Below are 15,680 nucleotides of genomic sequence, written 5' to 3'. Positions count from 1 at the left end.
ACATGGCCAAATATTCTTTGACACCACGCGTAAAAATGCTGGCAGAACGTTTAGTTTCACGTAATAGCTCAATCAGTACAGAGCGTGCGACAATTTTTGATTCATTAGACAACAGCATTGCAGGTGTTCCACAAGCCATTAAACCTGCACAACGTTTTTATGAGTTTATCCGCCATTTTCCAAGCTATATTGCACAAGATGAACTGATTATCGGCAGCCAGTCATCAACACCACGCGGTGCGATTTTCCATACCGAAGAAGAAGTACGTAGTGACTCTATCTACCGTTTCTTAAGTATTAATAATAGCGTTGCATCACCTGATTACATGCTGGTGGTAAACCAAGGTTTCTTAGCAATCAAAGCACAGCTTGAAGACAGAATTAGAAGCATTGGTAGTGCCGTGAATCGTAGCAGTATGGATGAAGCTAATTACTGTAAATCAGCTATTTATGCATGTGATGCAGCACTGTATTTTGCACAAATTCTGTCTGCAAAAGCAGAGAATTTAGCTGCAATGGAAGGTAACCCATATCGTAAAGCGGAATTATTAGATAGCGCAGCGGTATTACGTAAAGTACCTGCAAAACCAGCAGAAACCTTTAAAGAAGCGGTTCAAGTATTCTATTTATTGCAATTAGTCTTACATCTGGAAAATGGTAGCTATGCCATTAATCCAATGGGATTTGATAAAGCACTTTATCCATTCTATCAACGTGATATCGACCAAGGTCGTTTAACACAAGCACAAGCGTATGAAATTGTTGAAAGTGTGTGGCTGAAATTAGCTGAACTTTCAGAAGTGCGAGCGACCAAAGAAGTTGATGGTTATCCAATGTTTGATGCCATGACGCAAGGTGTTGATATCAACGATCCACGTGTCAGCATTAACGAATTATCAGAAATGCTGCTATCAGCTCGCGCTAACTTGTCAACTTTACACAGTTCACTGCAAGTGCGTTTATACAATGGTCGTATGAATTCACAGCCTCAATACGCTGCACCTTCTGCAAACGTTGTTGCACCAAGCGCTGATACGGGTGAATTCAAGGTGATGGAAGGTTTAACACCGCGTTTGCAACGCTTACGTAATCGCTATTTAGAAGCTCGCCCAAGTGTTTCTATCTACAGAGCATTAGCATTTACTGAAATTGTCCGTAATAACCCAGGTTTACCACCGATTTTACTGCGCGCTAAAGCATTCCGTCGTGCATGTGAAACTGCACCTATCTTAATTCAAGATGAAGAACTAATTGTTGGACACCCTTGTGGAAAACCGCGTGCGGGTGCTTTCTCTCCTGATATCGCATGGCGTTGGGTTCGTGATGAACTTGATACCATGAGCACACGTCCACAAGATCCATTCCAAATTTCAGAAGAAGACAAAAAAGTTATTCGTGAAGAGATTGTTCCATTCTGGGAAGGACGCTCACTGGATGAGATCTGTGAAGCACAATATCGCGAAGCTGGGGTATGGGAATTTAGTGGTGAAACCTTTGTCAGTGACCTTTCTTATCACCAAATCAATGGTGGTGGCGATACTTGCCCAGGTTATGACGTACTACTTTTCACCAAAGGTATGAACGGTATTAAAGCTGATGCGCAAGCAAAACTGGCTGAATTAAGCATGGAAAATCCTGCTGATATCGATCGTATCTACTTCTACAAAGCGTCTATTGAAAGCTGTGAAGGTGTGATTGCTTACGCCCATCGCATTGCAGAACATGCACGTGAATTAGCATCAAAAGAGAGCAATCCACAACGTCGTGAAGAGTTAATGACGATTGCTCAAGTTAACGAAAACGTACCTGCTAATCCACCAAAAACACTGCAAGAAGCACTGCAAAGTATCTGGACGGTTGAGTCACTGTTTGAAGTTGAAGAGAACCAAACGGGTCTTTCTTTAGGTCGTTTAGACCAATACTGCTTCCCAATGTATGAAAACGATATCAAATCAGGTCGTTTAACGCGTGAACAAGCACTGGAAATGATGCAAGCCTTTATCATCAAATGTGCTGAGTTAATGTGGATGTCGAGTGAGCTAGGAGCGAAATATTTCGCAGGTTATCAGCCATTTATTAACTTAACCATTGGTGGACAAAAACGCTCTGGTGGCGACGCGTGTAACGACTTAACTTACTTGATTATGGATGCAGTGCGCTTTGTGAAAGTGTATCAACCATCACTAGCATGTCGTATTCATAACCAATCACCACAGCAATATATGGAAAAAATTGTTGATGTAGTTAAAGCCGGTATGGGCTTCCCTGCATGTCACTTCGATGACTCCCATATCAAGATGATGCTACGTAAAGGCTTCGATTTTGAAGATGCTCGTGATTATTGCTTGATGGGTTGTGTTGAACCACAAAAATCAGGTCGTATTTATCAATGGACATCAACAGGCTATACCCAATGGCCTATCGCGATTGAGTTTGTATTAAATCGTGGTCGTATGGTGTTGTTCGATAGCTATCAAGGTTTAGACACTGGTGATTTAAGAGAGCTACGTACTTATGAAGATTTCGATCGCGCCGTAAAAGAACAAGTGGCACATATCGTTCGTTTATCCGCAATTGGTACTGTGATAAGTCAACGTGTTCACCGTGATGTAGCACCAAAACCATTAATGTCTCTGCTGGTTGAAGGCTGTATGGAACAAGGTAAAGACGTGACCGCGGGTGGTGCAATGGTGAACCATGGTCCAGGTCTGATCTTCTCCGGTTTAGCGACTTATGTGGACTCAATGGCCGCTATTCGCAAGCTTGTTTATGAAGATAAAAAATACACCTTAGAACAAATTCGCGACGGTCTATTGGCGAATTTTGAAGGCCAAGAAGAGTTATTACGTGACTGCTTGAACGCACCGAAATTTGGTAACGATGATGATGTTGTTGACCAATATGCGCTAGATATTACGGAATGGACTGAGCGTGAATGTCGTAAATACAAAATGCTCTATTCCACATTCAGTCACGGTACGCTGTCTATCTCTAACAATACACCAATTGGTGAGTTAACAGCAGCCACACCAAATGGCCGCTTAGCATGGAAACCATTATCAGATGGTATCAGCCCAACACAAGGTGCTGATAAACATGGTCCAACTGCGATTATCAAATCAATCAGTAAGATGAATGTTGAAACTATGAACATCGGTATGGTTCATAACTTCAAATTCCTGAAAGGGTTGTTAGATACCAATGAAGGACGCCAAGGTTTAATTACTTTATTAAGAACGGCTTCAATTCTGGGTAACGGCCAGATGCAATTTAGCTATGTCGATAATGAAGTACTGAAAAAAGCGCAATTAGAGCCTGAAAAATACCGTGACTTAATTGTCCGTGTTGCTGGCTACAGTGCTTACTTCGTTGAATTATGTAAAGAAGTTCAGGATGAAATTATCAGTCGTACTGTGATTGAGAAGTTCTAATTACAGCCATAGGGATGGCGTAGGCTATCCCTTTTAATCGACAAGACAAGATTTAAATTTATCGAACAGGGATGTTTGATGCAGATTTGGAGGCGTAAAGATGGAGACGGCGGCAGAAATAAGAGGGCGGATATTTAATATCCAGAAATACTCTATTTATGACGGTGATGGTATTCGTACTCTCGTTTTTTTAAAAGGCTGTAATATCCGCTGCCCTTGGTGTTCAAATCCAGAAGGTCTCAGCAGTGAATTTCAGGTGATGTACTCCCACGACAAATGCGTAGATTGCGGTAAATGCGTTGATGTTTGTCCTGCTGGTGTGCATTACATGACAACCAATGAAAGTGGCAAACAAGTTCATCGTGTTGATCGCGCTGTTGATTGTATTGGTTGTCGTAAATGTGAAGAAGTCTGTATCTCTGATGCCCTTGATATTATGGGAAAAGATGTTTCAGTCTCAGAGCTAATGAAAATCATCATGCAAGATTATGACTTTTACATCTCTTCAGGAGGTGGTGTCACAATCGGTGGCGGTGAAATGAGTTTACAAACTGATTTTGCGATCGCGCTTTTACGAGAATGTAAAAAAATGATGATCAATACTGCAGTGGAAACACAAGCGACCACTAATGTGACGAATTATGAAAAATTAGCGGAAGTGGTTGATCAATTTCTGATTGATATCAAACACATTGATACCACTCAGCATAAAGCGCTGTTTGGTATTGGTAATGAGAATGTTCGTCGTAACCTAGAACGTTTGATGGATCTCGGTGCAAATGTAGTGATCCGTATGCCTTTAGTGCGAGGCTATAACGACTCTTATGACGCGATCACTGGGGCGATTAACTACGCAATGGAACTCTCAAAACGCGGCAATATTCAGCGTATCGATATTCTTCCTTATCACCAATTTGGGCGTAACAAATACGAAAAATTGGAAATGATCTACCCGATAAAAACCGATCCAAGTTATACGCCAGAAGAGTTAGACAGTTTAGAAGCCTTCTTTAAGAAATTTGATTTCGATATCCGTCTTGTCCGTCACTAAGTAGGAGAGAAAGATGAACAGTTTAGGTGTGATAGAAACACGAGGATTAACCGCAGCCATTCAAGCGGCAGATGCGGCTTGTAAAGCGGCAAATGTGGAAATTATAGGATACCGAAAAGTAGGATCTGGGTTGGTATCAATCTGTTTTCAAGGCGAGATCAGTGCAGTAAGAACAGCAATTGATCATGGCGTTGATGTGGTGAGTCAAAAAGAGCTGGTGATTGGTTCATTGGTTATCGCAAGACCAGAGCCAAGCGTTATTACTAAGCTGCTTACAGTTAAAGGTAAGAAAAAAGCCCCTATTGTTGCTGAAAAAGTGCAAGAGGCGGCTATTGAAAAAGTTGTTGAAACCACCGTTGAAACAGTCGTTGAGACAAGAGCTGAAGCTCCTGTTAAAAACAAAATTGAGCACATTGAAGTCACAAAAGAAGTTGCAGATTTGAAGGCTCAAAATATTGCTTCTGAAACTAAAGCTGTAACAGATAAAGCACAAAGCAGTAAAAAAGAGATCAAACCAGAAAGCCGTAAAGGTAAAAAATAATGATTAATCAACAACTCATGGGAAAAATTCTCTCTCGCTTGCCCGTTCATGGAGTGATGTTGGGAGAAACGCAAGGAATGGCTATCCCTGTTGGTATTTCTAATCGTCATGTGCATCTTTCACAACAAGATGTTGAAGCGTTATTTGGTAAAGGTTATCAACTCACCCCATTTAAAGATCTTAAACAACCGGGTCAGTTTGCAGCAAAAGAGTGTGTGATGGTTGTGGGACCAAAAGGCTCGATCAGTAAAGTTCGAGTTTTAGGGCCGGTTCGTCCACAAAGTCAGTTAGAAATCTCAAAAGCAGACTGTTTTGTATTAGGTGTAAAAGCACCAGTACGTGAATCAGGTGATTTAGTCGGTTCAGGTCAAGCTGTATTAATGGGGCCTGCGGGTCATGTTGAATTACAAGAGCAAGTGATCTGTGCTCAACGCCATATTCATATGAGTGAAATTGACGCCAGAATGTTAAATGTCACCAATGGGCAAAAAGTACACGTTAAAACAGAAGGTGAGCGTAGCCTGATTTTTGATGAAGTTGTTGTTCGTGTTAGTGAAAAATTCGCTTTGGAATTTCATATAGATACTGATGAAGCTAATGCTGCAGGGCTTCGTAACAACGATAGCGTATTTATTGTCAGCTAAGACAATGAGGTGGCGTAATGGACAATCAGTTAATTGAAAGGATAGTGGCTGAAATAGAAAAAAGAATGAAAAAGTCAGTGTTGTTGGCACTTACACCTGCACCGGGATACCAAGATGAAATCTGTCAGCGTATCAACACTTTTTCTCATATTCGATTTTCTCTTTTTGTTACAACATCGGCACAAATCAGTCATGATTTGTCGAAATGGCGTCATCTAGGGGAAATATATAATGCGAGCGAGTTCGATTGCCAGCAGTTATCGACTTACCACGCACTGTTTGTTCCTTATTTTGATAAAAAGCTGGTGGGTGAAATTATTAACGGATTATTTATAAGTGAAGAAGGAAAGCTAATTCATTCTGCACTTGCTCAAAATATTCCTGTTATTGCATTACCTTATTTTTGCCAACCAGAAAGTGAGTTAAATGAGATTTTAGGTTTAAATAAAAATAAAGAGTACAACCTGCTTATTCAGGAAAATATTAGTCGATTAAAATCAATGGGTATTATGTTTCACTCTATAAATGATGTTGAAGATAATTTAATAAACCATGATGTTAAGCATCAAACTAAATCTGAATATAAACCTGAAATTAAACAAGAGAATAATAATCGCTATATTACTTTGAAAGAAGTAATGAATAAGCCTGGAGAATATCATTTATCGCAAGATAAATTGACGGATTCTGCTATTGAATATTTAAAAAGTTTGAAAAATTAATCTTAAATTATATCTGATAACTCAGGAGTCTTATTATGTCACCAAAAGCTAAATCATGGCTTTGGATGCTGGCGGTTATTATTTCAGAAACCTCAGCAACCTCTACTTTAAAAATGTTTGATAATAGCGAAGGAACAACCAAAACATTATTGTTAGGCTTAATTGTTGTTTTATACGTTATTTGTTATTACTCATTATCACGAGCAGTTAAAAATATTCCTGTTGGTCTGGCTTATGCAACGTGGTCAGGTACAGGTATTTTAGTGGTTTCTTCTTTAGGTATGCTGTTTTATGGTCAACACCCTGATACCGCTGCAATGATTGGTATGGCTGTTATTGCCAGTGGTATTGTGATTATGAATCTCTTCTCTAAAATGGGTTCTGAAGAAGAGGAAGAAGAAATAACAGAAACCTCTAATATTAAACAAACTGCATCGCCAGTTAATAAATAAGTCTATTTCTTGATAAATATTTTTTAATAAATCTATTTTTAATAATAGTTATTTTATTAAAACAAATAAGGATAACAATTATGTTTACCGGATTCTTATGGCTGGCGCTGTCTATTGGTTCTGAAATCACTGGTACATCAATGATTAAAAAGACCAACGGCTTTAGTAAATTAGCCCCTTCTGTTTTAGTTATTGCTGCTTACTGTATTTGTTATTTCGCTTTAACACGCGCAATGGGATATATTCCTGTTGGTGTTGCTTATTCACTCTGGTGTGGATTTGGTATTGTCGGTGTGACCTTGGTTGCAATGATTTTATATAAGCAAAAACCAGATTTACCAGCCATATTCTCTATGGCATTGATTATCTCTGGTGGGATAATTATGAATACATTCTCTACTATGTAGTCGCATATTAATTATTTTTAATAGAAACACTGAGTGTTAGGTGAAATAGACTCAGTGTTTTTATTTTTTGAAATATAAAAATCACGATGTGATATTTTTATACAATGATTTCAGTTAACGATTTTATTTCAAAACGGATCTGAGTTTATCTTGATAACTTTAAAGATAAAATCCCCATTGCATTCACAATGGGGATTGGTTTACGACATTACTGCTTTTTATTTTTTAGTTTTACTGCTCACTAACTTGCTGTAACTGTTTTTGACGCTCAGTTTGAGCGCTGATTTGATGGTTTCTAGCTAAGAAGCTGTACATTGTTGGTAACACAAACAGGGTAAATAGTGTGCCGACTAACATACCTGACACAATAATCAGCCCTAATCCATAGCGGCTATTCGCCCCAGCACCACTGGCAAATAAAAGTGGAATAAGCCCAATAACCATTGCAGCTGTGGTCATTAATACAGGACGCAATCGGATTTTTGCAGCTTCAATAATGGCATCCCGACGGTTTAGATTTTTATGAACTTGCAATTCATTAGCGAATTCCACCATTAAAATACCGTGCTTACTAATAAGTCCTATTAGTGTGACTAAACCAATTTGAGTGTAGATATTTAGCGTCACCATCCCTAAAGCGAGAGGGACTAATGCACCACAAATTGATAGCGGTACAGTAATTAAGATAATCAAAGGATCAACCAAACTTTCATACTGTGCAGCTAACACTAAATAAATAATGATAAGTGCGGCAATAAAAGCAAAGACTAACGTATTTCCTTCTTGGGTAAATTGGCGAGAATCAGATTGCCAATCATGACTAAAGCCCGCTGGTAATGAATCTGCTACAGTTTCAAGAAACGCGACTGCTTGTCCCATCGTGACACCAGGCGCGGGGATCGCTTGAAATATGGCTGCATTTTGTTGATTAAACTGTGTCAGTTTATTGGGTTCAACTTGAGTTGTGATATTCACAACTGTTGATAATGGGATCAACACGTTATCTTGAGTTCGAATATAGTGCCCAGCAAGAGCTGCAGGCGTTAAACGTTGGTGACGTACACTTTGTGGAATAACATCATAAGAGCGACCATCCATACCAAAACGATTGATATAGTGTTCACCGACTAATAATGAAAGTGATTCACCAATATCCTGCATGCGAATACCTAAACTATTGGCCTTAGCTCTGTCTATGGCAACTTGAACGACAGGATTGTTGTAATCTAAATCGCTATCCACCACGACAAACAAACCACTTTCTCTCGCTTGCTGTTTAATGTTTTCCATTGTTTCAAATAAAACGGGATAACCTAACGGGCTACGTAAAACCATTTGTACAGGTAACCCACCTACCGAACCGGGTAAAGAAGCTAATTGGAAAGCAAAAATACTAGTACCTTCAACATTATTGACGCGGTTTTGTAAGTCGGCTTGAATTTGATCTGCATTGCGATCGCGGAGATCCCAACCATCAAAGTTAATACCACCAAAGCTGGCTGAAGGCCCATCTGTACCGTTAATTATCCATGTGCTGTCTGTTTCAGGCAGACTCATATAAATTTCATCAAGCTTTTGATTAAAGCGTTCAGCATAAGCAAGATTTGCATGTTGCGGTGCTTTTACGGCGGTTAATACACTCGCTTGATCTTCTGAAGGAGCCAGCTCTTGTTTTGTCTGACTATACAAAAACGGTAAGCTGACAAACACTGCTAAGGCAAAAACAATGGTTAGCCAGCGATTAGCTAAAGAAAAATTGAGTACGTAACCATAATAATGAGCCAGTTTATCAAAGATATATTCGGCTATTTTAGCCATTCTGCCTTCATTTTCTTTTGGTTTTAGCATTAACGAGCTCATCACTGGCGACAAGGTTAATGCCACAATACCGGATACAATCACACTACCTGCCAATGTTATGGCAAATTCTTTAAATAATGCCCCCGTTAATCCAGCCATTAAACCAATAGGAGCATAAACGGCGGCTAACGTGATCGTCATTGCAATAACAGGACCAGCAACTTCTCTCGCACCGACTAAAGCGGCTTGAACAGGCGATAACCCTTCTTCAATATGGCGATGTACGTTTTCAACAACCACTATCGCATCATCCACAACTAATCCGATTGCTAAAACCATTGCTAGCAAGGTGAGCAAGTTAATACTAAAGCCAAAGGCAAGCATTAATCCGGCAGCACCTAGCATCGATAACGGAATGGCAAGTACAGGAATAAGAACAGAACGGAACGATCCCAAACAGAGATAAATAACCGCGATAACGATTAAAATCGCTTCAATTAAGGTTTGTACTACTTGATTAATAGAGGCTTTGATAAAACGTGAAGTTTCAAATGCCAGTTCTACATCGACGCTTGGCGGTAAGGTTTTTTGAATATCAACAAGATGCTCGCGAATGCCATCAACAATCACAAGTGGGTTACCTGTTGGAGTCGGGAATAAACCCAAAAATACCGCTTTTTTACCATTCATAATACCGCTGGTTTCAGTAGCCGCAGCACCTAATTCGACAGTACCGACATCACGTAAACGAACAAGGTTATTGCCATCATTAATGATAACCATGTCTTTAAATTCTTCGACATTAGTGAGATCAGTATTGACATAAACATTGGCAATCACAAACTCGCCTTCGACTTTCCCGGGGGCAGCTTGATAGTTATTACGGCGTACTGCATTTGCAACATCGCTTGCCGTTAAGTTACGACCAGCCAGTTTGTCTGCATCTAACCACAAACGCATTGCTAATTGTTGTCCACCAAAAACCTGTACTTTAGCAACACCATTGATGGATGAGAACATAGGTTCCACAACACGAGAAAGGTAGTCAGTGAGTTCAGGGATAGAAAGCTGTTCACTTGAAAATCCGACATAAGCCACCGCAGTAGATTCGCCAGATGAAAGCTCGATAACGGGATCATAAGCTTGCTCAGGTAACTTATAACGTACCTGATTCACTTTCGCCATTACCTGCGTTAAGGCTTGAGTTGGATCGCGGTTTAATTCCATTCTGACGGTGACTAAGCTTTTTCCTTGAACAGAAGAAGAGGAAATATAATCAACGCCCTCAACAGAGGAAACGGCTTGAGTGATCGGTTGTGTCACAAATCCTTGCATCAGTTCAGATGATGCTCCGGGATAGTCTGTTGTAATCGTAATAGTTGAATTTTGCAACATAGGGTACTGGCGAATAGGCAGTTTACTGAACGCAAATGCGCCCAGTAAAAAAATCAGTGTGCTAACAACTAATGCCAAAACAGGGCGCCGAACAAAAATATCGGTAAATTTCATTATTAACTCCCGTTATGGCTTAATTGTCGCTGATTGAGCTAACGCTAATGTATCTTGCTCAATAGGTTCAATTGAGATGCCATCACTTAACTTAACTTGCCCTGAGGAAACAATTTGATCCCCAAGGGTTAAACCTTCTTTTATTTCGATCATGCCGTTGTAGCGCAATCCAACTTTCACAGAGACACGCTTAGCGATAAGGTTTTTTTGATTGTCAGATTGCGCTACAAACACGGTATCTCCATAGGCAGTATAAGTGACTGCCGTTTCCGGTACGGTTAATACCATAGGACTATCAGGAGAAGTAACTTGAACACGAGCAAACATGCCCGCTTTTAATTTATTGTCAGCATTTGGTAAAACAGCCTGTATTTGTACTGTACGAGAAGAGCCAATAAGAGGATCAATCGCATTTATTGAACCAGTAAAAATGATATCTGGGTAAGCATCGACTTCGATATTGATTGGCTGTTTTGTTGAAATTTTTGGTGCGGCTTGTTCATCAAGTGAAAAATTGAGTTTTAAATGGCTCGCATCGACAAGTGAAGCCACACGTTCACCAGCATTGAGATATTGGCCTTCATGAACAAGTTTTATCCCAACGATACCGTCAAAAGGGGCTTTAATTGCTTTTTGTGCAATTCGCGCTTTCACTTCTCGAATAGAGGCCACAATCATGTCGCGCTCTGATAAGGTGCTATCTAATTGCGCGGCAGCTGCGACATTTTTACTATAAAGTTGTCTTGTTCGAGAATAGAGTTTTTCTGCATTGGTTAATTGTGCTTGTAAGCGTAATAACTCGGCTTGTTCTGGCTCATCATTTAATTTAGCTAAAACTTGGCCTGCTTTAACAGTTTGCCCTGACTCAAAATTAATCACAGCAATTCGACCATTGGTTTCAGCGGCTAAATAAACTTGGCGTGCGGCTTCTAATTCCCCAACACCTTGCATATTGTTTGGTAATTTTGATGATTGTACAGTTGCCAATGCCACCTTTGTCGGTGGATAGGTAAATTGTTGTGTTTCATCATCTGATGATGTGGTTGCATAAACCATTGCACCTGCACTGAGTAAAAAGAGTGAGGCACATACCGTAATAGTAAGTTTTTTATTCATTTTATTGCCGATCCCATAGTGAAAGTTTTTATATTTTTTATCGTTTTATGCGTTATTCTTTTTCCATAACGCTCTGAAATGACTAGCCATTGCCGTAGTGATTAATCCACCAATAACAGCGAGATGTTCTATTGCAAAAAACATCGACAACATGGCCTTGTCTCCCGTCATATTCCAAAAAGTATGAACAACCACGATAGTTAAAAATAAAAAGAGAGCTAAAGCGCCAGCACCTAGCCATAAATAGCGATCGAAAAGCACTAAAAGTGAGCCACAAAATAAGACGATCGCAGTGGCAATATTAAAAAACCAATCAGGTTCCAATCCCGCAGCGCGCATTTCCGCCAAACTATTCTCGTAATCAAAGACTTTGGCAAAGCCAGAAGAAAGAAATAAAACAAGGATAAGTAATCTAGCGATAAACCATAAAGAATGGCTTTCGAGAATACGTGCAATTGAATTTGGCATTTATCTGACCTCAATAATCTTAAAAAATAAGAACCAGCATCCCACTGACTTGACTTAATTTGAGGAGGGGACTATAAAACCTCAAGTTAAGTTGAGGTCAAGAGGGAAAAGTAAAAAATGAAAAAAGAAAAAATAGATTTCAATAGAGCACTTACCGTCGGTGAGGTAGCAAAAAGAAGTGGCGTTGCAATTTCAACGTTACATTTTTATGAAGAAAAAGGGTTGATAGAAAGTTATCGAAGTGCAGGTAATCAGCGCCGTTACCCACCAGTTGTATTACGTTACGTAGCGATTATAAAAGCTGCGCAAAGTACAGGTATTCCGTTAAAAGAAATTCAGGAAATACTAGGAAAATATCCACCAAACAGTAAATTGACCGCAGAACAATGGCACGAAATATCAACGGATTGGAAAGTAAGGTTAGATGAACGTATTCGCCGCCTTAAGAGACTACGTAATGGGTTAGATCATTGTATTGGCTGTGGTTGTTTATCGTTAAGTGATTGCCCATTACGTAATCCTGATGATATTTTAGGTGAAAAAGGGGCCGGTCCTCAGATCCTGTAATCAAAATGAAAACGAAGCGCTATCTGGTTTGAAAAAGCCTTCATAATCATCTTGGTTATCGGTCATACCTAATAAGTCGAGTGTAAATTGATGATAAAAACCTTGATAAGAAAGAAGTGAAATTAGTGCCTGATTAATGGCATCTTTATTATTATTATTTTCTAGTTCACTTGTTTGGCGAGCATAGATTAATAATGCAACTTGGCGCTTTTCTTTTAGAGTTTGATTGCCTTCATTTTTGACATCAAATTGGTTTAATAACGCCAATACATCTTTGGCACTATTAATTCTGGATCCTTTTAAGTATTGATAAAAAGAAGAATTCAATATGGCTATTAAAGGATCAGACTCTTTATTGTCGATCTGTTTTGATTCAGGTAAAGAGGGTTGTTCTCCATATAACACTTGTGGTTTTAAAGCATCAATCTTCATCATTATTATCCTCACTGAAGGTGCCACTTTGAGGGGGGACATTATCTAGTGTATCGAATGTATTAATAAATTTTATTAGGTTTTCTTTAATTTCTTGAGTAAAAACAGGTTGATAAGATTCAGTGTAAGGACGATGGAATTGTGCTTTAAGATCATCAATTAATAGGTTGGGATCAAAAAATGTAATTTGATCACCAGCATGAACAGCAATTGTTTTACTTTCATGAGAGAGCAATTCAATATCAAGCTTATTGAGCTTATTCCCAAGATAACGGCGTAATGTCACAGGAATGTCGAGTGTAATTTTTTTTTCTGAAGGTATTGTTGAAATTAAACGGTGTGTAAGTTCAGTTTGAATTTCAGGTGAATCAAAAAGTTGAGAAACAACTGCTATTAATTGTTCTCTTTGCTGAAACTCATATTGTGTCAGTTTCTCTTGATATTGAACTACAAAATTTAAGATATCCCCTAATAATACTCGTAATCCTTTGCTATAGGCTTGGTTTGCTATCTCCTTATTACGCTCTTCTAGTTTACTATTAAAATCTCGAATTATTTTTTTTGCCGCGTGTTTAGCCGCTAATTCTGTTTTATAAATATTATCAAGCTGTCGAACATAACGAGCTCGTATTAATACACCTTCACAAGTGTATGTTAAAAGATCTTTAGGCAGAGAGCGCAGCATAATCTAATACCAAAAGGAAAAGTGAACGAGATAAAAAAAGCGATTGAGGTAGTTCAACTGATAAGGGTTGTGGTGCAAAAAGTAGTGTAAAGCGTTGAGAAAGTGCAATTGAAATTGAATTAATAAAATCAAATAGCAATTGATAGCCGATATTTATTGGTGCGATATTTTTCTGTAGGGTAATTATCTTTTTATCTATATTTAAAACAGGGTAGAGTGATAAAAACGCTTTTAATTGTGGCTCTAGTTGATAGTAATCATCCGATAACAAAAGTGTTTCTCTAGAGTGCAAATAACCTAAAAATAGAGCACAACGAGGAAGTAATGCCCAATGGGTAAAAATTTTTTCTACAATGATATCGATATCACAATCAAGCTGATTAATAAGTTGATATTGCTGAATTAACTGGCGATTAGCTAATTTCTGCCAGATTACACTTTCTTCTTTTGAAGCCAATACTTTGTAATCTGCATGGAGATAACTAAGGGGGTCATACATCACATTAGATATCATTTCGAATTGTTCAGACGTCAGATTTGTCATTATTCTCTTCTTTCAGTGCTTTTTTGCGTCGAAATATTATCAATGAAACTGTAATGATAGCGACGATCACAGCCAATACTAAGCTTAGAAATAACCAAGAATTAAAGAATGAATCAGAATTATTTTGATAATTCTGATTGTTTATCATATTGAATTTATTTATGTTTCTTGGGTATAACAAAACGGTAATATTATCCTCATTCATATCGTTAAAGGCATTATGAATAAAAGCACGAACATCGTCAGTTAGCTGGTTATTATCAAGCATACCCTCTTCATAAAAAACCAATGCTGAAGCATGAGGTGTTGGAATAATACGTTCAGTAGGAGAGATGGGATAACTCACATGAACTCTAGCATCAATAATATGATCAATAGTGAGTAATGATTGTTCTAATCGTTGCTCAATGGCTGAAATTAAACGTGCTTTTTCGGCTTGTGGCGATGATACTAATGCGTCTGATGGAAATAGCTGTGTGACTTCAATTCGAGATAGTGTGGGCAATTGATATTCTTCTAGAATTTGAATTGCAATTCCCATATCTTCTTTTTTAACAGAAACATCAAATAATCCTTTTCCTAATGCTTTACGCGTGCTGGTTATTTGGTGCTTCTGTAAAACAGCTTGAATTTCTGTTGCTTGCCTCTGATCCAAATTAGTGAGTAGTGATTGATCTTTACAACCACTTAATAATGGAAATAGGCAACATAATAATGCCAATAACAAATATCGCATTTTCATTACTATTGAGCCTTGAGTAATGTTTCAACAATATTCAGTGATTTTCTGGCTAAAGTACTCGCTAAATTCATTGTAATTGTATAGTTATTAAGCTTGGTTTGTAGCAGGGTATAACTTTGAACATCATTTAATTGACTTAATATCTTTAGCTTTTCTTGGGTCTGTTTTTCATACTGAAAGCTACTTGTAATCGTATTTATCATCATTGAAGATAAATTATCATCACTATTATTGTTATCATTTGCTAATGTTGTTAAATTCACAGGAACAACAGGGGTAATTGCCATATATTATCTCCATTATATAAAAAATTAACGCATATTCCCGATAATGCTCATTGCTAAATCTTTCACAACTTTGATCGATGTGGATTGAGCATTACGTGTAATATTATATTCAGCAAGCTTGGCTTGATAATCAGCCAATGCAGCAGCATTTGATGTATCTGCTTTCAATGCATCTAGTGCAACTTTTAGTGCATCACTTTGGTTTTTAACTGGCTCTTGAAAATAGTCATCAATCTTATCAATAGAGCTTACATCGTCGGCAACAGGATAGGCTGGCATAAT

General features: G+C 38.4%; 17 protein-coding genes. 8 read left to right on the top strand and 9 right to left on the bottom strand.

What is annotated here, in order from left to right; all coding sequences use genetic code 11:
* Window positions 1–2 precede the first annotated feature (2 nt).
* The 7 genes from cutC (at window position 3) to DK857_RS13375 (ending at window position 7,248) form a co-directional block, all read left to right on the top strand.
* Window positions 3–3,431: a choline trimethylamine-lyase gene (gene cutC, locus DK857_RS13405; RefSeq protein WP_109402441.1), complete on the top strand. Its 3,429-nt coding sequence runs from the start codon at window positions 3–5 to the stop codon at window positions 3,429–3,431.
* A 100-nt stretch (window positions 3,432–3,531) separates the two neighbouring features.
* Window positions 3,532–4,482, top strand: coding sequence for a choline TMA-lyase-activating enzyme (cutD, locus tag DK857_RS13400; protein WP_109402440.1), 951 nt, complete (start codon window positions 3,532–3,534; stop codon window positions 4,480–4,482).
* 13 nt (window positions 4,483–4,495) lie between these two features.
* Entirely contained in the window at window positions 4,496–5,023 is a 528-nt protein-coding gene (locus DK857_RS13395) for a BMC domain-containing protein (RefSeq protein WP_109394842.1), read from the top strand.
* Between the two features lie 56 nt (window positions 5,024–5,079).
* Window positions 5,080–5,667, top strand: coding sequence for a phosphate propanoyltransferase (locus DK857_RS13390; RefSeq protein ID WP_375804073.1), 588 nt, complete (start codon window positions 5,080–5,082; stop codon window positions 5,665–5,667).
* 17 nt (window positions 5,668–5,684) lie between these two features.
* A complete protein-coding gene (locus DK857_RS13385; RefSeq protein WP_109402439.1) occupies window positions 5,685–6,389 on the top strand; it encodes a hypothetical protein in 705 nt (234 codons plus the stop codon).
* Between the two features lie 35 nt (window positions 6,390–6,424).
* Entirely contained in the window at window positions 6,425–6,841 is a 417-nt protein-coding gene (locus DK857_RS13380) for a DMT family transporter (RefSeq protein WP_109402438.1), read from the top strand.
* A gap of 80 nt (window positions 6,842–6,921) precedes the next feature.
* Window positions 6,922–7,248 carry a DMT family transporter gene (locus DK857_RS13375; RefSeq protein WP_004245856.1) on the top strand — a complete coding sequence of 109 codons (327 nt, stop codon included), beginning with the start codon at window positions 6,922–6,924 and terminating at the stop codon, window positions 7,246–7,248.
* A 231-nt stretch (window positions 7,249–7,479) separates the two neighbouring features.
* On the opposite strand, the gene DK857_RS13370 is transcribed toward DK857_RS13375, so the two are convergent.
* From DK857_RS13370 to DK857_RS13360, 3 genes are read right to left on the bottom strand one after another with little or no spacing between them, the layout of a single operon-like run.
* The gene (locus tag DK857_RS13370) at window positions 7,480–10,557 is read right to left on the bottom strand and encodes a MexW/MexI family multidrug efflux RND transporter permease subunit (RefSeq protein ID WP_109402437.1); all 3,078 of its coding nucleotides are present in this window, start codon (window positions 10,555–10,557) and stop codon (window positions 7,480–7,482) included.
* A 12-nt stretch (window positions 10,558–10,569) separates the two neighbouring features.
* Window positions 10,570–11,673, bottom strand: coding sequence for an efflux RND transporter periplasmic adaptor subunit (locus DK857_RS13365; RefSeq protein WP_109402436.1), 1,104 nt, complete (start codon window positions 11,671–11,673; stop codon window positions 10,570–10,572).
* A 45-nt stretch (window positions 11,674–11,718) separates the two neighbouring features.
* Complete coding sequence (locus tag DK857_RS13360) at window positions 11,719–12,141, bottom strand: DoxX family protein (protein WP_109402435.1); 423 nt, start codon at window positions 12,139–12,141, stop codon at window positions 11,719–11,721.
* A gap of 117 nt (window positions 12,142–12,258) precedes the next feature.
* Here DK857_RS13360 and soxR point away from each other — a divergent pair, with 117 nt between their 5' ends.
* Window positions 12,259–12,708: a redox-sensitive transcriptional activator SoxR gene (soxR, locus tag DK857_RS13355; protein WP_006536309.1), complete on the top strand. Its 450-nt coding sequence runs from the start codon at window positions 12,259–12,261 to the stop codon at window positions 12,706–12,708.
* Here the strand turns inward: soxR and DK857_RS13350 are convergent, their stop codons facing one another.
* From DK857_RS13350 to DK857_RS13325, 6 genes are read right to left on the bottom strand one after another with little or no spacing between them, the layout of a single operon-like run.
* Window positions 12,709–13,143 carry a hypothetical protein gene (locus DK857_RS13350; protein WP_227003172.1) on the bottom strand — a complete coding sequence of 145 codons (435 nt, stop codon included), beginning with the start codon at window positions 13,141–13,143 and terminating at the stop codon, window positions 12,709–12,711.
* Entirely contained in the window at window positions 13,130–13,825 is a 696-nt protein-coding gene (locus tag DK857_RS13345; protein ID WP_109402433.1) for a type III secretion protein, read from the bottom strand. The genes DK857_RS13350 and DK857_RS13345 overlap by 14 nt, the downstream gene beginning before the upstream one ends.
* Complete coding sequence (locus tag DK857_RS13340; RefSeq protein ID WP_109402432.1) at window positions 13,806–14,369, bottom strand: type III secretion protein; 564 nt, start codon at window positions 14,367–14,369, stop codon at window positions 13,806–13,808. Before DK857_RS13340 ends, DK857_RS13345 begins: the two co-directional genes overlap by 20 nt.
* Window positions 14,350–15,111, bottom strand: a complete 762-nt coding sequence (gene sctJ, locus DK857_RS13335) for a type III secretion system inner membrane ring lipoprotein SctJ (RefSeq protein ID WP_109402431.1) — start codon at window positions 15,109–15,111, stop codon at window positions 14,350–14,352. The genes DK857_RS13340 and sctJ overlap by 20 nt, the downstream gene beginning before the upstream one ends.
* 2 nt (window positions 15,112–15,113) lie before the next feature.
* A complete protein-coding gene (gene sctI / locus DK857_RS13330; protein WP_109402430.1) occupies window positions 15,114–15,398 on the bottom strand; it encodes a type III secretion system inner rod subunit SctI in 285 nt (94 codons plus the stop codon).
* A 24-nt stretch (window positions 15,399–15,422) separates the two neighbouring features.
* Window positions 15,423–15,677, bottom strand: coding sequence for an EscF/YscF/HrpA family type III secretion system needle major subunit (locus tag DK857_RS13325; protein ID WP_109402429.1), 255 nt, complete (start codon window positions 15,675–15,677; stop codon window positions 15,423–15,425).
* Window positions 15,678–15,680: the final 3 nt, after the last annotated feature.

It is taken from the genome of Proteus terrae, assembly GCF_003144325.1.
GTDB lineage: Bacteria > Pseudomonadota > Gammaproteobacteria > Enterobacterales > Enterobacteriaceae > Proteus > Proteus terrae.
The sequence above is the reverse complement of the archived record's forward strand: the minus strand, read 5'-3'. Positions and strand labels throughout refer to the sequence as shown.